Annotated in this window: 22 protein-coding genes; 8 read left to right on the top strand and 14 right to left on the bottom strand. The window is 64.8% G+C overall.

The window, feature by feature from the left end; translation table 11 throughout:
- From ACZYOF_RS22860 to hslV, 4 genes are all read right to left on the bottom strand, one after another.
- Positions 1-240, bottom strand: a 240-nt coding sequence (locus ACZYOF_RS22860) for a helix-turn-helix domain-containing protein (protein WP_463717182.1), incomplete at its 3' end; no start/stop codon positions are given.
- 112 nt (positions 241-352) lie between these two features.
- Positions 353-1654 (bottom strand): ATP-dependent protease ATPase subunit HslU, encoded by a 1302-nt coding sequence (gene hslU, locus ACZYOF_RS22855; protein ID WP_282531416.1) that lies wholly within the window; start codon positions 1652-1654, stop codon positions 353-355.
- Between the two features lie 89 nt (positions 1655-1743).
- On the bottom strand, positions 1744-2202 hold the full coding sequence (locus ACZYOF_RS22850) for a GNAT family N-acetyltransferase (RefSeq protein ID WP_130578049.1): 459 nt from the start codon (positions 2200-2202) through the stop codon (positions 1744-1746).
- A 27-nt stretch (positions 2203-2229) separates the two neighbouring features.
- On the bottom strand, positions 2230-2787 hold the full coding sequence (gene hslV, locus ACZYOF_RS22845) for an ATP-dependent protease subunit HslV (RefSeq protein ID WP_130578044.1): 558 nt from the start codon (positions 2785-2787) through the stop codon (positions 2230-2232).
- 181 nt (positions 2788-2968) lie between these two features.
- Here hslV and hisB point away from each other — a divergent pair, with 181 nt between their 5' ends.
- The 7 genes from hisB (at position 2969) to coaA (ending at position 7736) form a co-directional block, all read left to right on the top strand.
- Positions 2969-3562 (top strand): imidazoleglycerol-phosphate dehydratase HisB, encoded by a 594-nt coding sequence (hisB, locus tag ACZYOF_RS22840; protein ID WP_130225513.1) that lies wholly within the window; start codon positions 2969-2971, stop codon positions 3560-3562.
- A 109-nt stretch (positions 3563-3671) separates the two neighbouring features.
- Positions 3672-4202: a DUF2628 domain-containing protein gene (locus ACZYOF_RS22835; protein WP_130578043.1), complete on the top strand. Its 531-nt coding sequence runs from the start codon at positions 3672-3674 to the stop codon at positions 4200-4202.
- A complete protein-coding gene (gene hisH / locus ACZYOF_RS22830) occupies positions 4199-4849 on the top strand; it encodes an imidazole glycerol phosphate synthase subunit HisH (protein ID WP_130578042.1) in 651 nt (216 codons plus the stop codon). The genes ACZYOF_RS22835 and hisH overlap by 4 nt, the downstream gene beginning before the upstream one ends.
- Positions 4846-5586 carry a 1-(5-phosphoribosyl)-5-[(5-phosphoribosylamino)methylideneamino]imidazole-4-carboxamide isomerase gene (gene hisA / locus ACZYOF_RS22825; RefSeq protein WP_130578041.1) on the top strand — a complete coding sequence of 247 codons (741 nt, stop codon included), beginning with the start codon at positions 4846-4848 and terminating at the stop codon, positions 5584-5586. The genes hisH and hisA overlap by 4 nt, the downstream gene beginning before the upstream one ends.
- Before the next feature lie 8 nt (positions 5587-5594).
- Positions 5595-6371 (top strand): imidazole glycerol phosphate synthase subunit HisF, encoded by a 777-nt coding sequence (gene hisF, locus ACZYOF_RS22820; protein ID WP_463717181.1) that lies wholly within the window; start codon positions 5595-5597, stop codon positions 6369-6371.
- A 75-nt stretch (positions 6372-6446) separates the two neighbouring features.
- On the top strand, positions 6447-6770 hold the full coding sequence (locus ACZYOF_RS22815) for a phosphoribosyl-ATP diphosphatase (protein ID WP_463717180.1): 324 nt from the start codon (positions 6447-6449) through the stop codon (positions 6768-6770).
- Between the two features lie 9 nt (positions 6771-6779).
- Positions 6780-7736 (top strand): type I pantothenate kinase, encoded by a 957-nt coding sequence (gene coaA / locus ACZYOF_RS22810; protein ID WP_028164789.1) that lies wholly within the window; start codon positions 6780-6782, stop codon positions 7734-7736.
- Between the two features lie 113 nt (positions 7737-7849).
- On the opposite strand, the gene ACZYOF_RS22805 is transcribed toward coaA, so the two are convergent.
- The 7 genes from ACZYOF_RS22805 to rsmI form a co-directional block, all read right to left on the bottom strand.
- Positions 7850-10093 carry a PAS domain-containing hybrid sensor histidine kinase/response regulator gene (locus tag ACZYOF_RS22805; RefSeq protein ID WP_463717179.1) on the bottom strand — a complete coding sequence of 748 codons (2244 nt, stop codon included), beginning with the start codon at positions 10091-10093 and terminating at the stop codon, positions 7850-7852.
- A 154-nt stretch (positions 10094-10247) separates the two neighbouring features.
- On the bottom strand, positions 10248-10718 hold the full coding sequence (locus ACZYOF_RS22800; protein ID WP_463717178.1) for a hypothetical protein: 471 nt from the start codon (positions 10716-10718) through the stop codon (positions 10248-10250).
- A gap of 106 nt (positions 10719-10824) precedes the next feature.
- On the bottom strand, positions 10825-12363 hold the full coding sequence (locus ACZYOF_RS22795; RefSeq protein WP_282531408.1) for a YifB family Mg chelatase-like AAA ATPase: 1539 nt from the start codon (positions 12361-12363) through the stop codon (positions 10825-10827).
- A gap of 110 nt (positions 12364-12473) precedes the next feature.
- Positions 12474-13445 (bottom strand): MBL fold metallo-hydrolase, encoded by a 972-nt coding sequence (locus ACZYOF_RS22790; RefSeq protein WP_463717177.1) that lies wholly within the window; start codon positions 13443-13445, stop codon positions 12474-12476.
- 160 nt (positions 13446-13605) lie between these two features.
- Positions 13606-14553 carry a glutathione synthase gene (gshB, locus tag ACZYOF_RS22785; RefSeq protein ID WP_463717176.1) on the bottom strand — a complete coding sequence of 316 codons (948 nt, stop codon included), beginning with the start codon at positions 14551-14553 and terminating at the stop codon, positions 13606-13608.
- A 28-nt stretch (positions 14554-14581) separates the two neighbouring features.
- Positions 14582-14992 (bottom strand): YraN family protein, encoded by a 411-nt coding sequence (locus ACZYOF_RS22780; protein WP_463717175.1) that lies wholly within the window; start codon positions 14990-14992, stop codon positions 14582-14584.
- On the bottom strand, positions 14979-15932 hold the full coding sequence (rsmI, locus tag ACZYOF_RS22775) for a 16S rRNA (cytidine(1402)-2'-O)-methyltransferase (RefSeq protein WP_463717174.1): 954 nt from the start codon (positions 15930-15932) through the stop codon (positions 14979-14981). The genes ACZYOF_RS22780 and rsmI overlap by 14 nt, the downstream gene beginning before the upstream one ends.
- Before the next feature lie 291 nt (positions 15933-16223).
- On the opposite strand from rsmI, the gene ACZYOF_RS22770 reads away from it, so the two are divergent.
- Complete coding sequence (locus ACZYOF_RS22770; protein WP_282531404.1) at positions 16224-17450, top strand: penicillin-binding protein activator; 1227 nt, start codon at positions 16224-16226, stop codon at positions 17448-17450.
- A 215-nt stretch (positions 17451-17665) separates the two neighbouring features.
- Here ACZYOF_RS22770 and hemW read toward each other — a convergent pair whose 3' ends face one another.
- Genes hemW through rph form a run of 3 tightly spaced genes read right to left on the bottom strand, consistent with a single transcriptional unit; the run spans position 17666 to position 20169 of the window.
- The gene (hemW, locus tag ACZYOF_RS22765) at positions 17666-18823 is read right to left on the bottom strand and encodes a radical SAM family heme chaperone HemW (RefSeq protein ID WP_463717173.1); all 1158 of its coding nucleotides are present in this window, start codon (positions 18821-18823) and stop codon (positions 17666-17668) included.
- Positions 18816-19445, bottom strand: a complete 630-nt coding sequence (gene rdgB, locus ACZYOF_RS22760; RefSeq protein ID WP_463717172.1) for an RdgB/HAM1 family non-canonical purine NTP pyrophosphatase — start codon at positions 19443-19445, stop codon at positions 18816-18818. Before rdgB ends, hemW begins: the two co-directional genes overlap by 8 nt.
- A gap of 10 nt (positions 19446-19455) precedes the next feature.
- Complete coding sequence (rph, locus tag ACZYOF_RS22755; protein ID WP_130578030.1) at positions 19456-20169, bottom strand: ribonuclease PH; 714 nt, start codon at positions 20167-20169, stop codon at positions 19456-19458.
- Positions 20170-20317: the final 148 nt, after the last annotated feature.

Genomic DNA, 20317 nt, shown 5'->3' with positions numbered 1-20317 from the left:
CGCAACATCGCGCGCCCGCGCCCTCACGCTCGGTGCAACCGCATCGCTCTTGCGCGGACGCCCCAGCGGCCGCAGCGCCTCCGCCCCGCCGACGCGAAATAGATCGCGCCATGCGTAGAGATCCTTGCGCAGCACCTTCAGCTCTTCTGAAAGCGCCTTGATCCGCTCGCCCGCCAGAATGCGGCGAACCGCCTCAAGCTTGAACTCTCGGCTGAAAACACGGGGGGATTTGTTGGGCATACGTTCTCCGTTAGAGAACTGTCCCTAATTTCCCGTGTCTCACTTTTGGGGGGCACTCCAATCGATCTGCCCCGGATTACGATTCGCTCCATCCGGGCTACAGATTGACGGCCTACAAAATAAAGCGGCTCAAATCGGCGTTCTTGGCGAGGTCGCCGACATGCTTGCGCACATAATCGGCATCGACCGTGATGGTGTCGCCGTGGCGATCGGGCGCGGTGAAGGAGATCTCGTCCAGCACCCGCTCCATCACCGTCTGCAGCCGCCGCGCGCCGATATTCTCGACAGTGGAGTTAACGGCGACAGCGACGTCGGCGAGCTCGTCGATGGCGGTGTCGGTGATCTCCAGTTTCACGCCTTCGGTTTGCATCAGCGCAACATATTGCTTGATCAGCGACGCCTCGGGCTCGGTCAGAATGCGGCGCATGTCGTCTCGGGTCAGCGCCTGCAATTCGACGCGGATCGGCAGGCGGCCCTGCAATTCCGGCAACAGGTCGGAAGGCTTTGCGATATGGAACGCGCCGGAGGCGATGAACAGGATGTGATCGGTCTTCACCGGGCCATGCTTGGTCGAGACTGTGGTGCCCTCGATCAGCGGCAGCAGGTCGCGCTGCACGCCCTCGCGCGAGACGTCGCCGCCGGCGCGATTCTCCCGCACGCAGATCTTGTCGATCTCGTCGAGGAACACGATGCCGTTGTTCTCGACCGCGTTGATCGCTTCCTGCACCAATTGATCGGTGTCGAGCAGCTTGTCGGATTCCTCGTTGACGAGGATTTCGTGCGAGCCCGCCACGGTCAGACGCCGGGTCTTGGTGCGGCCACCCATCTTGCCGAAGATGTCGCCGATTGAAATGGCGCCCATCTGCGCGCCCGGCATGCCCGGGATCTCGAACATCGGGAAGCCGCCGGAGGACTGCGTCTCGATCTCGATCTCCTTGTCGTTCAATTCGCCGGCGCGCAATTTCTTGCGGAAGGATTCCCGCGTCGCCGGGCTCGAAGCCGGCCCGACCAGTGCATCCAGCACGCGTTCCTCGGCGGCAAGTTGCGCCCGCGCCTGAACGTCCTTTCGCTTGCGCTCGCGGATCAGCGCAATCGCGACCTCGACGAGATCGCGCACGATCTGCTCGACGTCGCGGCCGACATAACCGACCTCGGTGAACTTGGTGGCTTCGACCTTGAGGAAGGGCGCGCCGGCGAGTTTTGCCAATCGCCGCGCGATTTCGGTCTTGCCGACGCCGGTCGGCCCGATCATCAGGATGTTCTTCGGCAGCACTTCCTCGCGCAGGGAACCGGAAAGCTGCAGCCGCCGCCAGCGGTTGCGCAAGGCGATGGAGACCGCGCGCTTGGCGTCGGTCTGGCCGACGATGAAACGGTCGAGTTCGGAAACGATTTCGCGGGGGGAGAAGTCGGTCATGTCACCTAGCTAGGGGTTCAAGGCTGCCAGAGCAAGCTGAGGTTAGATTGCCGGCAGGCCGGAAATCATGTCGAGTTTGTAACCTGCGGTCATGCGTCACAGACCATCAAGAGAGCCGGGCCGTCGGGCGTGTCGATCATGCGGACTTTCTCAAATCGCGCTTTCTCATAGGCGCGCACGGCGCGAGCATTGTTCGGATCGGGATCGGTGACGATGCGCGGCGCGCCCTGCCCCAACCGCTCGATGACGAAGCGGCGGATCAATGCCGAGCCGTGCCCGCGTCCGATCATGTCGGGCTCGCCGATGAAGAGATCGATGCCGCGTGTGCCTTTGGGATGTGCTCCGAAACCTTCATTCCAGGCCGTCAACGCGTAGCACTGGATGTAGCCGAAATCGCTGCCATCGACTGAGACGATGAACTGGTCCATCGCCGGCTCATCGAGATCGCCACTCACCAGCGCATATTGCTCGGATGGATCGCCCCACCATTCCCGGACATGCGGCAGCGCCAGCCAGCGCTCGATCAGCGCAAGGTCGGCCGCCGCCATCTCTCGGAAGGTGTAAGACTGCAAGGTTCAGCCGCCCAGCGTCTCGATCGTCACGTTACGGTTGGTGTAGACGCAGATGTCGGCGGCGATATCGAGCGAGCGGCGCACGATCGCCTCGGCGTCCTTGTCGCTGTCGATCAGGGCGCGCGCCGCGGCCAATGCGTAATTGCCGCCCGAGCCGATCGCCATGACGCCGGCCTCCGGCTCCAGCACGTCGCCGGTTCCGGTGAGGACCAGGGAGACGTCCTTGTCGGCGACGATCATCATCGCCTCCAGCCGCCGCAGATAGCGGTCGGTGCGCCAGTCCTTGGCCAGCTCCACGGCCGCCCGGGTCAATTGTCCCGGATATTGCTCGAGCTTGCTTTCCAGCCGCTCGAACAGGGTGAAGGCGTCGGCGGTGGCGCCGGCAAAGCCGCCGATCACGTCGCCCTTGCCGATCCTGCGCACTTTCTTGGCATTGGCCTTGATCACGGTCTGGCCGATCGAGACCTGTCCGTCGCCGCCGATCACCACCTTGCCGCCCTTGCGGACGGTGACGATCGTGGTGCCGTGCCAGACGGTCGGCTCGTTTTGGGATGCTTGCATGGGGTACCTCTTTGTCCGAGCAGATTTAGGCGGTCGGCCAGTGGCTTACAATCGGCTGATTTGAAGCCTGTTCGGTCACCATGGCCGCAACTTGGCCGCTTTTTGCGTCATCCCGCAGTAGCGAAGGGGTCATCGGCCTGTTAAAAGACGCCCGTTTTCGGCACGGGAAAGCTCAATTTTCATGCGCACGGCGACGATCAAGCGCAAGACCAAGGAGACGGACATCGAGGTGGCGGTAAACCTCGACGGGTCCGGTGTGTCCCAGGTTTCGACCGGGATCGGCTTCTTTGACCATATGCTCGACCTCCTGGCGCGGCATTCGCGCATCGATATCACGGTCAGGGCCGAGGGCGATCTCCACGTCGATTACCACCACACCACTGAGGATGTCGGGATTGCGCTCGGACAGGCCGTGAAACAGGCGCTTGGCAACATGGCGGGCATCACCCGCTATGCCTCGATCCACATGCCGATGGACGAAACGCTGTCGCGCGTGGTGATCGACATTTCGGGCCGTCCGGTGCTGGTGTTCAAGGTCGCCTTCCCCCGCGACAAGATCGGGGAGTTCGACACCGAGCTGGTGCGCGAATGGTTCAATGCGTTTGCGATGAACGCCGGCGTGACTTTGCACGTCGAGACCCTATATGGCGAGAACAGCCATCATATCGCCGAATCTTGTTTCAAGGGTCTTGCGAGAGCGCTTCGCGCGGCTGTCGCGATCGATCCGCAGGCCGCGGGCGAAGTGCCCTCCACCAAGGGCAAGCTCGGCGGTTGATTTCCCGGGCATGGTCCGGAAAACTCGGTCCCGGCTTTCCCTCGCGACAAACGCGAAGCGTTTGCGCGGAGATCATGCTCAAACCAAAAGTTCGCGGCGGAGAGTTTTGATGCCGGTCTACACAGTGCATGCCCCCGTAGGGAACAATGCCGATCTTGCGGCAACCGACAAGTTCACCTTCGTGCGCGACGGCTTTCATTTCTGGGCGGCCATTGCGAGCGTGATCTGGCTGGCCTGGCACCGGCTGTGGCTGGCGCTGATCGGCTGGGTCTTGCTGATGGCGGCGATCGATTACGGCTTGGCAAAGCTCGGCATCGGCCGCGGTACGATCCTGGCCGTTGATGTCGTGCTGGCGCTGCTCTTGGGGTTCGAGGCCGCAAGCCTGAAGCGCTGGACCTTGTCGCGCGGCAGATGGCGTCAGCTCGACATCGTCGTGGCCGATGACGAGGAATCCGCCGAGCGTCGTTTTTTCGATCGCTGGACCGCGGCGCATCGTGGCGTGGTCAACGACCAATGGTCGGTCGACCGCGGCGGCCCGCCGCCGACGCGGAACAATCCGGGCCAGCCGTTCTCCAAGCCGCCGCCGCTGCCGCAGGGCGGCATTATCGGGTTGTTTCCAGAGCCGGGAGGATCGCGATGACGGTTGCCATCATCGATTACGGTTCGGGCAACCTGCACTCGGCGGCGAAAGCGTTCGAGCGCGCCGCGCGCAGCATGGAAGATCCGCAGAAGATCATGGTGACGCGCGATCCCGACGCGGTGTTCCGCGCCGACCGCATCGTGCTGCCGGGCGTCGGCGCCTTCGCCGATTGCCGCCGGGGCGTCGATGCGCTCGACGGTATGCTCGAGGCTTTGACGGAAGCGGTGCGGGTCAAGGCGCGGCCGTTCTTCGGCATCTGCGTCGGCATGCAGTTGATGGCGACACGCGGCAAGGAGCATGTGACGACCGACGGCTTCAACTGGGTCGAAGGTGACGTCGAGAAGATTCAGCCGCGCGAGGAGAACCTGAAGATCCCGCACATGGGCTGGAACACGCTCGAAGTGCTGCGCGAGCACCCCGTGCTGGAGCGCCTGCCGCTGGGGCCGGATGGCCGCCACGCTTACTTCGTGCACTCCTATCACCTCAACGCGGCCAATGAGCAGGACGTGCTGGCGCGCGCCGATTACGGCGGCCCGGTTACAGCCGTCGTTGCAAAAGACACCGCGATCGGCACGCAGTTTCACCCCGAGAAGAGCCAGCGCTTCGGGCTGGCGCTGATCTCGAACTTTTTGAAGTGGAAGCCGTGATCCTCTTTCCTGCCATTGACCTCAAGAACGGACAGTGCGTGCGCCTGGAGCAGGGCGACATGGCGCGCGCCACCGTGTTCAATCTCGATCCGGCGGCGCAGGCGCGCGCCTTCGCTGCTCAGGGATTCGAATATCTGCATGTCGTCGATCTCGACGGCGCCTTTGCCGGCAAGCCGATGAATGCGCAGGCCGTCGAGGCGATGCTGAAGGCGGTCACGATGCCGGTGCAGCTTGGCGGCGGCATCCGCGATCTCAGGACGGTGGAAGCCTGGCTGGAGAAGGGCGTGGCGCGCGTCATCATCGGCACCGCGGCGGTGCGCGACCCCGAGCTCGTCAGGAGCGCCGCGAAGAAGTATCCCGGCAGCGTCGCAGTCGGGCTCGATGCCCGTGACGGCAAGGTCGCGGTTCAGGGCTGGGCCGAAACATCGGAGGTGACGGCGCTCGAGATCGCGCAGCGTTTCGAGGACGCCGGCGTTGCCGCAATCATCTTCACCGACATCGCCCGCGATGGCCTTTTGAAGGGCCTCAACCTCGATGCCACGATCGCTCTCGCCGAGAGCATCTCGATCCCCGTCATCGCTTCCGGCGGCTTTGCTTCGATCGATGATGTGAAGGCATTGCTGGAGCCACGCGCGAAGAAGTTGGCGGGTGCTATCGTCGGCCGCGCGCTCTATGATGGCCGGCTTGATCCTGCAGCCGCATTGCAACTGATCCGCAGCGCCAGCGCCGCGGCTTAGGAGACGATATGTTCAAGGTCCGCGTCATTCCCTGCCTCGACGTCAAGGACGGCCGCGTGGTCAAGGGCGTCAATTTTGTCGATCTGCGCGACGCCGGCGATCCCGTCGAGGCCGCGATCGCCTATGACGCCGCCGGCGCCGACGAGCTCTGCTTCCTCGACATCACCGCGACCCATGAGAACCGCGGCATCATGCTTGATGTGGTACGGCGGACCGCCGAGGCCTGCTTCATGCCGCTCACCGTCGGCGGCGGCGTCCGTACCATCGACGACATCCGCACGCTCCTGCGCTCCGGTGCCGACAAGGTGTCGATCAATTCCGCAGCGGTCAGCCGTCGCGAATTCGTGAAGGAAGGCGCGGAAAAATTCGGCGAACAGTGCATCGTGGTCGCGATCGACGCCAAGCGCGTCAACCGCGCCGGCGGCTCCGACCGCTGGGAGATTTTCACCCATGGCGGCCGCAAGGCCACCGGCATCGAGGCGATCGAATATGCCCAGGAAGTGGTCTCGCTCGGCGCCGGCGAGATCCTGCTGACGTCGATGGATCGGGATGGCACTCGGCAGGGCTTCGACCTGGAGCTGACGCAGGCGATTGCCGATAGTGTCCCCGTACCGGTCATCGCGTCCGGCGGGGTCGGCAACCTCGATCATCTCGTCGACGGCATCCGCAAAGGGCACGCTACCGCCGTCCTGGCCGCCTCGATATTCCATTTCGGCGAATTTACCATCCGCCAGGCCAAGGAGCACATGGTGCGTGCAGGGCTGCCCATGCGTCTCGATCCCTAGGACTCGCCGTCACAAAAGTGCTAAGTCCCCTCCGGGGGAAATTGCCGGCTTTCACGCCGGTCCGGGTGCTCAAGTATGTCGCGTTTCACGGTCCACGATCTGGCCGCCATCATCGATGCCCGCGCGGCGTCGGGGGGAGAGGCGTCCTATACGAAGAAGCTGCTCGACAAAGGCGCCGAGCATTGTGCCAAGAAGCTCGGCGAGGAAGCGGTCGAGACCGTGATCGCCGCGATCGAGAACGATCGCGATCATCTCATCGCCGAAAGTGCCGATCTGGTGTTTCACCTGCTGGTGCTGTTGAAGGCCCGCAGCGTGAAGCTCGAGGACGTCGAGGCGGCGCTGGCGCAGCGCACATCCATGTCCGGGTTGGAAGAGAAAGCGGCGCGCAAGCGCGATTAGGGCACGGTCATGGATATTCAGGCACCCGACCAGCAATATAATCCGTACCGGATATTCTCGCGCGAGCAATGGGCGAAATTGCGCGACGACACGCCGATGACGCTGGAGCCAGGCGAATTCGAGCGGCTACGCTCGATGCACGATCGGCTCGACATCCACGAGGTCGAGGACATCTATCTGCCGCTGTCGCGGCTGCTCTCGATCTATGTCGACTCCACGCAGCGGCTCTATTACGCGCAGCGGCAATTCCTCGGCATCCAAGACCGCAAGATGCCCTACATCATCGGCGTTGCGGGCTCGGTCGCGGTGGGAAAGTCCACTACCGCCCGCGTGCTGCAGGCGCTGCTGGCGCGCTGGTCGCCGCGGCCCAAGGTCGACCTCGTCACCACTGACGGCTTCCTCTATCCCAACGCCGTGCTCGAGCGGCTGGGATTGATGCAGAAGAAGGGCTTTCCGGAAAGCTACGATCAGCAATTGCTGCTCTCGTTCGTGAGCGACATCAAGGCCGGGCGGCGGCCGGTGCGCGCGCCGGTTTATTCGCACCTGACCTACGACATCGTTCCGAACCAGTTCATCGAGATCGATCGTCCCGACATCCTGATCGTCGAGGGTGTCAATGTGCTGCAGACGAGCCGCTTGCCGCGTGACGGCAAGGCGGTGCCGGTGGTTTCCGACTTCTTCGATTTCTCGGTTTATATCGATGCCGATGAGCCGGTGTTGCGCGAATGGTACGTCAAGCGCTTCCTTGCGCTGCGCGATACCGCGTTCCACGATCCCCGCTCCTATTTCCACCGCTATGCCGTGCTGTCGGACGAAGAGGCGACCGCCACCGCGATCGCGATCTGGGAACGCACCAACCGCGCCAATCTCGAGGATAACATCCTGCCGACCCGTCCGCGCGCCACGCTGATCCTGAAGAAGGGCGCCGACCACGTGGTGGAGACCGTCGCGCTGCGGCGGCTGTAGCTGCTGTCGCTCGGCATCGTCATTGCGAGCGCAGCGAAGCAATCCATCGCGCCTCACATGCGGAGGCATGGATTGCTTCGCTGCGCTCGCAATGACGGCGGAGGCAGCGGAGGCTACGCAGCCAGATGCCGCGCCGCTGCCAGTCCTCTCAGCGCCTCCTCGAGCTTCTCGCGATCGAGCGGCTTGATCAGAAAGCCGTCCATCCCCGCTTCGAAGCAGGCGGAGCGATCTTCCGCTAAGGTGTTGGCCGTCAGCGCGAGGATTGGCGTTGGTCGGCCGGGCTGGTCGGCTTCCGATTGCCGGATGCGTTTGGTGGTCTCGATGCCGTTGAGCTGCGGCATCTGGACGTCCATCAGCACGAGGTCGTATGGCGCGCCCGTTGATTTCGCCGACAACCAGGATTGAAGCGCCTCTTCGCCGTTGGTGGTGATCACTACCTTGTGGCCGAGGCGCGTCAGCAGCGAGCGCATCAGGAGCGCGTTGATCTCATTGTCCTCGGCGACCAGGATCGACAGCCCCTTGTCGGACAGGGAGGCCGGTGCCGAGCCAGCCTCGATTGGCTCGACGACGAGCTCTGCGGCGACGCTTGGGGAAGCGATCTCGGGCGTGGCGGTCAGACGAGCGGCGAGCGAGACGGCGCGCAGTGGCTTGACCAGATAGCCGGTGAACGGCGAGTCGGCGGACGGCTGCAGTTCCTGCCGGGTTGCCGGCGTGAACATCACGATCCGCTGCGTCGCATGCATCCGCGCCGCTTCCCCGAGGTGGCCGATCTCGGCCGCTCCCAGCGCGTGGTCGATCAGCGCGGCATGCCATGAACGCTCGGGCAACAAGGCCTCCGCCACCATGGCATCCGACACCATGCAGGTCTGTGCACCCCAGCGCTGCAAGCGGCGCGAGATCAGCGAGGCCTCGATGCCTTGCGGCGCGACCAGCATGATCGACTGGCCCGCAAGGTCGGGCGGGCTGAACATCGGCGGTCCGTTGCTGTCGGAAGCCGCGAGCGGGATCGATAGTTCGAAGGTCGAGCCCGCGCCCGGCGTGCTTGCGAGTGCGATGCGGCCGCCCATGCGCTTGATGATGCGGTCGCTGATGCTGAGGCCCAGCCCGGTGCCGCCATAGCTGCGCGCAATGCCTTCGTCGGCCTGCTCAAACTCGCGGAAGATGCGCTGCTGCGCCTCCGGCGCAATGCCGATGCCGGTGTCGCGGACCAGGAAGCTGATTTCATTCGGCCGGATGCCGGGCTCGACCACCAGGGCGACGCCGCCGGTTGCGGTGAATTTGATCGCGTTGCCGGCGAGGTTGAGCAGCACCTGGCGCAGCCGGGCGGCGTCTCCGACCACATCCATCGGCAACCGCTCATCGATATAGGCGGCGATCTCGATTCCCTTTGCCTCCGCCCTCGGTGCCAGCAATTCGGTGATGTCCTCGATCAGTTTCGAGAGCGCGAACGGGCGCTGCTCGAGATCGATCTTGCCGGCCTCGATCTTGGAATAGTCGAGGAGCTCTTCGATCAGCGACAGCAGCGCGTCGCCGGAGGTCTTCACCGCCTTGGCGTAGGTCATCTGCTCCGGCGTCAGCGGCGTATCCATCAAGAGTCCGCTCATGCCGATGATGCCGTTCAGCGGGGTGCGGATCTCGTGGCTCGCCATTGCGAGGAAGCGCGACTTGGCGCGGTTGGCCGCATCGGCCTGATCGCGCGCCTCGGCAAGCACGCGCTCGCTTTCGGTGCGGTCGGTCACGTCACGCCCGACGCTTTGCATCTCCGCAGGCCTCCCAGCGTCGGTGCGGACGAGGCCCTCGCGCCAGGCGATCCAGCGCGGCCCGAAGGGGCCTGCGATCTTCTGGTCGTAGGTGCGGGTGCTGCTTGGCTCCAGCGCGGTGTCGCCCTGTTCCAGCACCTCGAAGGCGAAATGGCTGCCGATCAGTTCGCCGCGCGGCTTTCCCGCGAGGTCGCAATACGCGTCGTTGACGAAGGTGATCATGCCATCGCTGTCACGCAGGACGATCAGGTCGCTCTGCGACTCAAACAGGCTACGCGCGCGTTGCTCGGCTTCCTGCAGTTCCCAGTTGCGGTCGGCGAGCGCCTCGTTGTGCTCTGCGATCATGCGCAGCTTTCCGCGCATCAGCCGCAGTCGGACATTCAGCACGACCAGCGCCACGCAGGTGAGTGCGAACAGCAGACTGACAGCCACGGCAATGGTACGCGGATCACGGTCCGAAACGGCGCCAACGAGGAACGCATAACCGCCGGCGAAGGCTGCGGCGAAGACGATGAAGGCGCGGAAGATGAAGACGATCCAGGGGTGACGCCGCCCGAACCGAAGCAAGCGGAGCCTCAGTCGATAGGTCCACGTCATCGCCGATCCCCTGATCACCTGCTGAAGGCTGGCGGCTTGAGCCGCCCTTGCATGTTGGGTCGACGATGCGTCGGCGACCTTGCAAAGTGCTTGAGACAGCGTCGGGTTCCGGCCCGCGATGCGAACAGGGTTGATAAAGCGTTAACGATCGTTGCTACAGCGAAGCCGCCTGCAGATGGCGGTGCCCGCCATGCGCGCCGACGATCAGCGCCGCGGCATCGCGCACGGAGAAGCTCTTCGAATGGACGAAGATCCGGTAATCGGCCGGGCCATCCTGCGAAAGATAGATCACGGGGTCGGTCGCGGCGGGATTGGCCGAGATCGCCACCAGTTGCGGCACGCCCTTGCTCTCGCAGGCGCCGGGCTCGGCGTCGTCGTCGATATCATCGATAACAGCGAAATCGGCGGCTTCCGCATTGTCGGAGACCTGGACTCGGACGGTGGCGGCAGCCGGGTCGTCCGTGAAGCTGACATGGAGCTGGGCGAGCCAGGGGATCGATGCGATCTGGACGGTGGCGCCGCCGGCCTCGATGCAGGGATGTGGGCCCGGCAGGAATTCACCGCGGGCAACGAGCGCGAACACGGCCAGCGGCACGGCCGAGGCCAGAATCTTCAAACGCAACATGACACCACTCACTCAACCAAAGCTGGCTACGATTGCGCAGGCTTATGGTTGGCGGAGTGTAAAGAGAACTGGTTACCGTCGCGTTGACGCGACGCTGCTGGACGCTTTACGCCGCGCGCCTGATGTCGTCGGCGAGCGCGCGGTAGGACAGGGCCTCCGCGAGATGCAATCGTCCGATCTTCTCCGTGCCGTCGAGATCGGCGAGCGTGCGCGCGACGCGCAGCACGCGGTGATAGCCGCGCGCGGTGAGGCGCATGGTCTCGGCGGCATCGCGCAACAGCTTCTGCCCCTGCGCGTCCGGCTGGGCGATGGTCTCAAGCAGCGATGCCGGCGCTTCCGCATTGGTGCGGACGTTCGGCATGCCGGCGGCGGCATAGCGCGCAAGCTGGACGTCGCGCGCCGCAGCGACCCGCGCCGCCACTTCCGCCGATCCTTCGGCAGGCGGCGGCAGGATCAGGTCGGCGGCGGTCACCGCCGGCACCTCGATCCGTAGATCGATGCGGTCCATCAGCGGGCCTGAGATGCGCATCTGGTAATCGGCGGTGCAGCGGTCGATGGGTCCGCGCTTGCAGGCATAGCCGGGCTCATAGGCATGACCGCAGCGGCACGGGTTCATCGCCGCCACCAGCATGAAGCGCGCCGGATAGGTGACGCGGTGATTGGCACGCGAAACCGAAACCTCGCCCGTCTCCAGCGGCTGGCGCAGCGAATCCAGCACGCGTGGATCGAATTCCGGCAGTTCGTCGAGGAAGAGCACGCCCTGATGCGCCAGCGAGATTTCGCCGGGCCTGGCGCGCATGCCGCCGCCGGTGAGCGCAGCCATGCTGGCGGAATGATGCGGGCTGCGGAAGGGCCGCCGCGCGGTCAAGGCGCCGTCGCGGATCTCGCCGGCCACCGACGCGATCATCGACACTTCCAAAAGTTCCGACGGCGACAGCGGCGGCAGGATCGAGGGCAGCCGCGCCGCCAGCATCGATTTGCCGGCGCCGGGCGAGCCCATCATCAACAAATGATGCCCGCCGGCCGCTGCGATCTCGAGCGCCCGCTTGGCGCTTTCCTGACCCTTGATGTCGCGCAGGTCGAGCAGCGTCTCCTTCTGCTCATGCACCTTCGGCTGTGGGCGCGACAGCACCTGCGTGCCCTTGAAGTGATTGGCGATCTGGATCAGCGAGTGTGCTGCGATGATCTGGATGTCTGGGCTCGCCCACGCCGCTTCGGAGCCGCAGGCCGCGGGGCAGATCAGCCCCTCGTCGCGCGAATTGGCGCCGATCGCCGCCGGCAAGACGCCCGCAACCGGAGCGATCGAGCCGTCCAGCCCGAGTTCGCCCAGCACTGTGAAGCCGTTGAGCGCATCCGGCGGGATGGCCCCGATCGCCGCCATCAGCCCGAGTGCGATCGGCAGGTCGTAGTGGCTGCCTTCCTTTGGCAGGTCGGCCGGCGCTAGATTGACGATGATCCGGCGCGCCGGAAGGGCGAGGCCGGAGGCGATCAGCGCCGAGCGAACCCGCTCCCGCGCCTCGGAGACCGCCTTGTCCGGCAGGCCTACGATCGCAAAAGCCGGTAGTCCCGGCGCGACCTGCACCTGCACGTCGACCGCACGAGCCTCGATCCCCTCGAAAGCGACGGTGGAAACGCGTTGAACCATGCTGCCCCCTTGCCACAATCGAGGGTAGCCGAAGGCAACGCCAAGCGCAAGAACATTACGGGAACGTGGGCTCCGGGGCCGCTTTTCCGCTGTCCCGGAGCCCACGCAGCTTACAGCGTCATCTGCATCGGTTCGGGATAATAGTGGAAGCCGTCGCCGACCTTGGCGACATGGCCGTAGCCGGGCCAGGCGAAGTGGTAGGACATCACGGGGGTCTTGTTGGCCGCCAGCATCTCCAGCAGCCTCACCCGCGAGGCCGCCGCCTGTTTCGGGTCGGTATCGTAGGAGAATTCCATCCGCGGCCGCTCGAGCAGCAGCACGGCGTGGTGCGAGAGGTCGCCGAGGAAGGCGAAGGATTTGCCGGCCGAGCTCACCATGAAGATGTGGTGGCCGATGGTGTGGCCGGGCGCCGCAATCGCCTGCACGCCGGGCAGGAATTCCTGGCCGTCCTTGAAGAACACCAGGCGGTCGCGGACCGGCAGCAGATTCTTGCGCGCGTGAACGACGAAGTCCTTCAGCGGGCTGCCCATCTTGCCTTCATCGGTCCAGTAATCGAAATCGCTCTGGGCGATATAGACCTGCGCGTTCGGGAACAGCGGCTTGTCGTTGGCACCGACGATGCCGCCGATGTGGTCGATATGCGCATGCGAGCAGACGACGGCGTCGATGTCCTCCGGCTTGATGCCGGCTTCCGCCATGCTCTTCTGCTGGCGGCCGGTGGTCGGACCGAACGCTTTCGAAGTGCCCATGCCGGTGTCGAACAGGATCAGCTTGTCGCCGGTGTTCACGATCGGCGAATTCTGCTCCAGCACGACATTGTCGGGCGAGAGGAAGTTGTCCGACAGCATCTTCTTCACTTCTTCCTTCGGCACGCCGGTGAAGGTGCCGGAGGGATCGCCAAGCGGCAGCGGGCCGTCGGAAACGACGGTGACTTCGGCATCGCCTAGAATGAAGCGGTGCCAATACGGCGTTTGCGTGCCGAGCTTCGGCGCGCGTGCCAGCGCGCTGCTCCCGAGCAGCGTGCTTGCACCAAGGCCGGCGCCGAGCGCGAGCAGGGACCTTCGCGAGACGTTGATTGTCATGCTTTTCCTCCACGATTTTTATCGAGTTATATTTTGGCAATCATCGCGTTGCCGCCCGCGAGCAGGTCCTGCCCCACGACCTGAAGGCGAGCAACGCCATGCTGCGCTCGCCGTCGCAAGCTGACAAGAGGTCTCAGAGCGGAAGAAAGGCAGACGCGCCCTAAGATTTTGCGCGCTTCGCCTCGATGACGTCCCAGATCCTGGCCGCCACGTCCGGGCCGCCGAGCCGCGCAATGGCGCGGATGCCGGTCGGCGAGGTGACGTTGATCTCGGTGAGATAGCCGTCGATCACGTCGATGCCGACGAACAACAGGCCGCGCTCGCGCAGCGCCGGGCCAAGGGTTGTGCAGATCGCGCGCTCGCGATCGGACAGCTCGGTCGACTGCGCCGCGCCGCCACGCACCATGTTGGAGCGCAGGTCGTCCGCCGCAGGCACGCGGTTGACGGCGCCGGCGAACTCGCCATCGACCAGAATGATGCGCTTGTCGCCATGCTTGACCTCGGGAAGGAAGCGCTGGATCACCCATGGCTCCTTGAACGTCACCGTAAACATGTCGAACAGCGAACCGAAATTCATGTCCTGCGGCATCACGCGGAACACCGCGGCGCCGCCATGGCCGTGCAACGGTTTCATGACGACGGCGCCATGCTCGTCGCGGAACGCGTTGATCTCGTCGAGGTCGCGCGAGATCAAGGTCGGCGGCATCAACTGCGGAAAATTCATCACGAACAGCTTTTCCGGCGCATTACGGACGCTGGCGGGATTGTTGACGACCAGGGTCTTCGGGTGGATACGCTCGAGGAAATGCGTAGAGGTGATGTAGGCGAGATCGAACGGCGGATCCTGCCGCAGCAGGATCACGTCGAAATTGGTCAGCGGCTCGCGCTTGGGCTCGCCAAGCGTGAAGTGATCGCCGACCTCGTCGCGCACGGAAAGAATCTGCACCGGCGCCACCAGCTCATCGCCGCGCAGCGAGAGCTTGTCCGGTGTGTAATAGGAAATGCCGTGGCCGCGCTTCTGCGCTTCGAGCAGCAGCGCGAACGTCGAATCGCCGCGAATGTTGATGCGCTCAATGGGATCCATCTGGACGGCGACGTTCAATTTCATGGGCTTTGGGTCCGGTCTCTCGAGGAAGTCATGCGCTGGCGTCGAACGCCGCCAACAGATGGCGCGGCAAACGCTTGGGCGCAATCAGCATGGCGTCGAAACGCATGTCGAATTCCGCATGTTCGGGATGCGTCATCAGCCAGGCCTGGGCGGCCGCAATGATGCGCTGCTGCTGGCGCGGCGTGACGGCATAGGCGGCCTCATCAAAGCTGGCGCGGGCCTTGACCTCGACGAAGGCGAGCAGGTTGCGCTTGCGCACCACCAGGTCGATCTCGCCATAGGGCGTGCGGAAACGCTTGGCGAGGACGCGATAACCCTTGGCCATCAGATAGACCGCAGCGCGGCTTTCCGCCGACAGCCCGGTGCGGAACGCAGCGACCCGTTCGGGCGAAGCGAGCTTTGCGATTGCGTCCGGCGGCACGTCATCACTCTTCGCCATCGTCGCCCCGCCGTTCTTTTGCGAGTTCGAGCGCGCGAGCATAGACCTCGCGGCGTGGCCGGCCGGAAAGCTCGACTGCATGCGCAACCGCATCCTTGACGCTGTCGCGCAGGAGCGAGGTGCGCAGCAGTTCGTCGAGCTGATCCTGCCCCATCGTCTGCGCATCCGCCGGCGGCGGACCGATCACCAGCACGAATTCGCCGCGCGTCTCCAGGTCGTCTTTTCCTGCTGCCAGTTCGGCGATCGGGGCGCGCCTGATCTCTTCGTGCAGTTTCGTCAGCTCGCGGCAGATCGCGGCATCGCGTCCGCCCATGATCGCGGCGAGGTCGGCCAGCGTCTCCTGCACGCGGCTGCCGGATTCGAACAGCACCAGCGTTGCATCGATCCTGGCGAGCTCTACGAGGCGCGTGCGCCGGGCCTGTTCCTTCGTAGGCAAAAAACCCTCGAAGAAAAAGCGGTCGGTCGGCAGCGCCGCGACCGAGAGCGCCGTCAGCACCGATGACGCCCCGGGCACCGCGATCACGTGATGCCCGGCGGCGCAGGCCTCGCGCACCAGTTTGAAGCCGGGATCGGAAATCAGCGGCGTGCCGGCGTCGGAGACCAGCGCGATCGCGGCGCCCTCGGCCAGCCTCTGCAGGATTCTTGGCCGGGCCTGGGCCGCATTGTGCTCATGGTAGGGGGTCAGCTCGGCCGTAATCGTGTAACGCTCGGTCAAACGGCGGGTGATGCGGGTGTCCTCGCAGGCGATCAGGTCGACGCCGGCGAGCGTCCCCAGCGCGCGCAGGGTGATATCGGCGAGATTTCCGATTGGTGTTGCGACCAGATGGAGGCCGGGAACCGGCTTTGGCGCAGTCAGCACATGACCGCCGATGGAAAATGTCCTGTTGGGGACGTCCATCCCGGCGTCAGCACCGTATCTTGAGCTGGCTTTTGCGCGCATAATGCCAATCTAGAGCATGATCCGGAAAAGTGGACACCGGTTTTCCCAAAGATCGTGCTCGAACGAAGAGTGGGGGAGCGCCGGCGCCATAACGTGCTTGCGTCTTGCAGAGTGAGGGCGGCTGTGCTGCGCATTTGGTGAGGGGTTCACGGTCGACAGCCGGCAATTCGCCATGGGGATAATCCCGTTGTTTTGGTTAACTATTCGCCGACAATATGCCTGATTCCATCCCCCATTTGTTCGGCAGTTGGAATCCCGGCCCGAGCACGGCTGGTCAAGAGAAGAGACGAGATGGTGGGCCCGCATAGTCGCAAACCAAAATCCTCGGGTCTGCAAGGTTCCGCCGCGACCCGCCGGACAGCACTTGGCCTGATGCTGGGTGCTCCCTTGCTGGCCGCCTGCTCGGGGGTGCAGCAGACCCTTAGCCAGTTTACCAGTCCGTCGAGCCCGTCGCAGCCGGAAGCGCCCGCCGGCCCGCAACAGCAGCCGCAGGCGATCGGCAACGGGCAGGTCAAAGTGGGGCTGATCCTGCCGCTCTCGGCGGCCGGCAATGCCGGCCTCGCCGGGCAGTCGATGAAGAACGCCGCCGAATTGGCGCTGGCGGAATTCCAGAACCCGAATATCCAGCTCCTGATCAAGGACGACGGCGGCAGTCCGCAAGGCGCCTCCCAGGGCGCGCAGCAGGCGATCGGCGAGGGCGCGGAGATCATCCTGGGCCCGCTGTTCGCCCAGTCGGTGCCGGCCGTCGCCCAGGTGGCGCGCGGGCGCGGTATCTCAGTAATCGCGTTCTCGACGGATTCGAGCGTGGCGGGACGCGGCGTCTATCTCCTGAGTTTCCTGCCGGAGTCCGACATCAACCGGATCGTCGAATATTCCGCGAGTATCGGAAAGCGCTCCTTTGCCGCGCTGGTGCCCGACAATGCCTATGGCAATGTGGTCGAGGCGGCGTTCAAGCAGGTGGCCGGTCGCAAGGGCCGCGTCGTCGCATTCGAAAAATACGGCGCCGATCGCGCCACGCCGGCACGTACAGTGGCGCAGTCGCTCGCGCAGGCCGACGCGCTGTTGCTCGCCGATGACGGTGATTCGGTGGTGGCGACGGCAGACGCGCTGACCGCAGCCGGCGCCAATCTGCGCAACATCCAGCTCTTGGGGACAGGCCTGTGGGACAATCCGCGCGTGTTCGCAAGCCAGGCGCTGCAAGGCGGCCTGTTTGCCGCGCCGGATCCGTCCGGCTTCCGCGCCTTCGCCGGTCGTTACCGCAGCAAATACGGCTCCGAACCCGTGCGCACCGCGACGCTCGCCTATGATGCCGTTGCGCTGGTGGCCGCACTGGCGCGAACGCAAGGCGCTCAGCGCTTCCAGCAGGAAACGCTGACCAATCCCTCCGGCTTTGCCGGTATTGACGGCCTGTTCCGTTTCCGCGCCGACGGCACCAACGAGCGCGGACTTGCGGTGATGAAAGTCGCCAGCGGCGGCACGCAAGCGGTCGCGGGGTCACCGAAGAGCTTTGGGGCGTGAAGAAGCTGCCGTAGCCCGGGTGAAGCGCAGCGCAACCCGGGATTCTGTCGCGAGCTAGAGCATTTTTGGTTCTGATTGAATCAGAACCGAAGCTCTAGATTCTTATTTTGACGCGTTTTCTTCACGCGAACCGGTGTCCACTTCGCTCGGAAAACGCTCTAATGCAGACACCCCGGATTGCGCTGCGCTCCATCCGGGCTACGAACTGCACGTCACTATGCGGCTAAATCCGCCACCACGGCATCCAGCACCGGGAAACCTGACTTGGTCACGCGCAGCCGTCCGTCGGTGTCGACGATGATAGCGCCCTCTTCGCGCAGCAGCGCGATGCGGCGCGGGTCGAGTACGCGGCCGGAAAGCGACGCATAGCGCTCGGGGTCGATGCCTTCGGCGAGACGGAGCCCCATCAGCAGGAATTCGTCGGCGCGCTCTTCGCTATTGAGCACCTCGTCGGTGACGACGCCGCTGCCATTGGTTTCGACCCGCATCACCCAGGCTTCCGGCCGCTTCTCCGTTGCGGTGGCGTGACGGCGGCCGTTGATGTCGAGGCGGCCATGCGCGCCCGGGCCGATCCCGGCATATTCGTCGCCACGCCAATAGACGAGGTTGTGCCGGCACTCCGCGCCGGGGCGGGCGTGATTGGAAATCTCGTAGGCCGGCAGGCCTGCTTGCACACAGACTTCTTGCGTCACGTCGTAAAGCGCGCGTGCGACGGCCTCGTCCGGCGTCTGCAATTTGCCCGCGGCATGCAGGCCGAAGAATGGCGTGCCTTCCTCGATCGTGAGCTGATAGAGCGAGAGATGCTCGGCAGCTTCCGCGATCGCATGCCTCAGCTCGTCGGCCCACATCGCAGGGGTCTGATCGGGCCGGGCGTAGATCAGGTCGAAGGAATAGCGATCGAAAGACTGGCGCGCGACGGCGACCGCATCGAGCGCTTCGCGCGCGGTGTGCAGCCGCCCCAGCGCCTTCAGCGAAGCGTCGTCGAGCGCCTGCACGCCGAGCGACACGCGGTTGACGCCGGCGCTGCGATAGCCGCGAAACCTCGTCGCTTCGACGCTCGTCGGGTTGGCTTCCAGCGTCACCTCGACATCGGACGCGACGCGCCAATATTTGCCGATCGCATCCAGGATCGCGCCGACCGTCTGCGGCTGCATCAATGACGGCGTCCCACCGCCGAGGAAGATCGAGGACACTTCACGGCCGGGGACGCGCGCCGCGGTCGTCTCGATCTCGCGCGCAAAGGCGCGAGCAAACCGCGCCTCGTCGATCGGCGCATGCCTGACATGGCTGTTGAAATCACAATACGGGCATTTCGACAGGCAGAACGGCCAGTGCACGTAGACGCCGAAGGCTGCCTGGTCCCGGTCAGTCAAGGCATATCTCCGCCAACTTGACGAAGGCGCGGGCCCGGTGCGACAGGCCGAGCCCGAGCGGTGGCAGCCCGTGCTTCTCGACGCTCGTCATCTCGCCGAAGGTGCGGGTATGGCCATCCGGCAGGAACATGGGATCATAGCCGAAGCCGGCGGTGCCGCGCGGCGGCCACACCAAGGTTCCATCGGCGCGCGCCTCGACCTCTTCGAGATGTCCGTCCGGCCAGGCGACGCAGAGCGCGGAGACGAAATGCGCGCTGCGGCGGTGGGGCGCGGTCGCGTCGCGTTCCTGCAACAGGCGTTCGATCCGCGTCATCGCGGCGGCAAAATCCTTGTTTTCGCCGGCCCAGCGCGCCGAATAGATGCCGGGGGCACCGTCCAGCGCATCGACCGCCAGCCCGGAATCATCGGCAAATGCCGGAAGATCGGCGGCCTTGGCTGCGGCGATCGCCTTGATCGCGGCATTGGCGCGAAAACTGTCGCCGGTCTCCTCGGGCTCGCCAAGTCCGAGATCGCCCGCCGAGATCGCCTCCACGCCCTGCGGCGCCAGCAATTCGCGCATCTCGGCAAGCTTGCCGGGATTGTGGGTCGCGATCACGAGCTTTCCAGTGATTCGGCGGTGCATGGCCTATTGACTACGACACCGCCATTTTCTGCAAGTCGACCAGCCGCGCCACACCCTTGCGCGCCAGCCCCATTAGCGCCAGGAACTCGTCCTGCGAGAACGGCGTCTTTTCCGCGGTGCCCTGCACCTCGATGATGCGGCCGTCGCCGGTCATCACGAAATTGGCGTCCGTCTCGGCTTCCGAATCCTCGGCATAGTCGAGGTCGAGCACCGGCGTGCCGTTATAGATGCCGCAGGAGATGGCCGCGACGTTGTCGCGCAACACGTTGGTTTTCAGCATGTTGCGGGCCTTCATCCAGTTGATGCAGTCGGCGAGCGCGACCCAGGCGCCGGTGATCGAGGCGGTGCGCGTGCCGCCGTCGGCCTGCAACACGTCGCAATCAACAGTGATCTGGCGTTCGCCCAGCGCTTCCAGGTCGACCGTGGCGCGGAGCGAGCGGCCGATCAGGCGCTGGATCTCGATGGTGCGGCCGCCCTGCTTGCCGGCGGAGGCCTCGCGACGGGTACGTTCCAGCGTCGCACGGGGCAGCATGCCGTATTCGGCGGTCACCCAGCCGCGGCCCTGGCCCTTCAGCCACGGGGGCAGACGGTCTTCCAGGGTCGCAGTGACCAGCACATGGGTGTCGCCGAATTTCACCATGCAGGAACCCTCGGCATATTTGACCACGCCGCGTTCCAGTGAGACGGGGCGCAGTTCGTCGGGTGCACGGCGGCTTGGCCGCATGGGAATCCTCCGGGAATTCGAGCGATATGGCTGGCGGTGCTTGTAGGAGCGGGCAGGCGTAGCGGCAAGCTTTTTGGCCGGCTCCCGGGCGGTAATGCACGCTTGTCAGCGGGCGTGTGGATGGTCAAATTAGAGGCAGTTGTGAGGG

This window comes from Bradyrhizobium sp. LeoA1Lang, assembly GCF_055413685.1.
Note: the sequence above shows the minus strand (reverse complement) of the source record. Positions and strands in the feature narration are given on the sequence as shown.

What these genes read in the sequence shown, in the direction of transcription:
- gshB (WP_463717176.1), bottom strand. Translation starts at nt 14,553, where the DNA reads ATGAAATTGAACGTCGCCGTCCAGATGGATCCCATTGAGCGCATCAAC.
- coaA (WP_028164789.1), top strand. Translation starts at nt 6,780, where the DNA reads ATGGATATTCAGGCACCCGACCAGCAATATAATCCGTACCGGATATTC.
- ACZYOF_RS22800 (WP_463717178.1), bottom strand. Translation starts at nt 10,718, where the DNA reads ATGTTGCGTTTGAAGATTCTGGCCTCGGCCGTGCCGCTGGCCGTGTTC.
- rph (WP_130578030.1), bottom strand. Translation starts at nt 20,169, where the DNA reads ATGCGGCCAAGCCGCCGTGCACCCGACGAACTGCGCCCCGTCTCACTG.
- ACZYOF_RS22835 (WP_130578043.1), top strand. Translation starts at nt 3,672, where the DNA reads ATGCCGGTCTACACAGTGCATGCCCCCGTAGGGAACAATGCCGATCTT.
- ACZYOF_RS22770 (WP_282531404.1), top strand. Translation starts at nt 16,224, where the DNA reads ATGGTGGGCCCGCATAGTCGCAAACCAAAATCCTCGGGTCTGCAAGGT.
- ACZYOF_RS22850 (WP_130578049.1), bottom strand. Translation starts at nt 2,202, where the DNA reads ATGGCGGCGGCCGACCTTGCGCTGATCGAGCGCTGGCTGGCGCTGCCG.
- rdgB (WP_463717172.1), bottom strand. Translation starts at nt 19,445, where the DNA reads ATGCACCGCCGAATCACTGGAAAGCTCGTGATCGCGACCCACAATCCC.
- ACZYOF_RS22805 (WP_463717179.1), bottom strand. Translation starts at nt 10,093, where the DNA reads ATGACGTGGACCTATCGACTGAGGCTCCGCTTGCTTCGGTTCGGGCGG.
- hisB (WP_130225513.1), top strand. Translation starts at nt 2,969, where the DNA reads ATGCGCACGGCGACGATCAAGCGCAAGACCAAGGAGACGGACATCGAG.
- ACZYOF_RS22815 (WP_463717180.1), top strand. Translation starts at nt 6,447, where the DNA reads ATGTCGCGTTTCACGGTCCACGATCTGGCCGCCATCATCGATGCCCGC.
- ACZYOF_RS22790 (WP_463717177.1), bottom strand. Translation starts at nt 13,445, where the DNA reads ATGACAATCAACGTCTCGCGAAGGTCCCTGCTCGCGCTCGGCGCCGGC.
- rsmI (WP_463717174.1), bottom strand. Translation starts at nt 15,932, where the DNA reads ATGCGCGCAAAAGCCAGCTCAAGATACGGTGCTGACGCCGGGATGGAC.
- ACZYOF_RS22795 (WP_282531408.1), bottom strand. Translation starts at nt 12,363, where the DNA reads ATGGTTCAACGCGTTTCCACCGTCGCTTTCGAGGGGATCGAGGCTCGT.
- hslU (WP_282531416.1), bottom strand. Translation starts at nt 1,654, where the DNA reads ATGACCGACTTCTCCCCCCGCGAAATCGTTTCCGAACTCGACCGTTTC.
- hslV (WP_130578044.1), bottom strand. Translation starts at nt 2,787, where the DNA reads ATGCAAGCATCCCAAAACGAGCCGACCGTCTGGCACGGCACCACGATC.
- hisH (WP_130578042.1), top strand. Translation starts at nt 4,199, where the DNA reads ATGACGGTTGCCATCATCGATTACGGTTCGGGCAACCTGCACTCGGCG.
- ACZYOF_RS22780 (WP_463717175.1), bottom strand. Translation starts at nt 14,992, where the DNA reads ATGGCGAAGAGTGATGACGTGCCGCCGGACGCAATCGCAAAGCTCGCT.
- hisF (WP_463717181.1), top strand. Translation starts at nt 5,595, where the DNA reads ATGTTCAAGGTCCGCGTCATTCCCTGCCTCGACGTCAAGGACGGCCGC.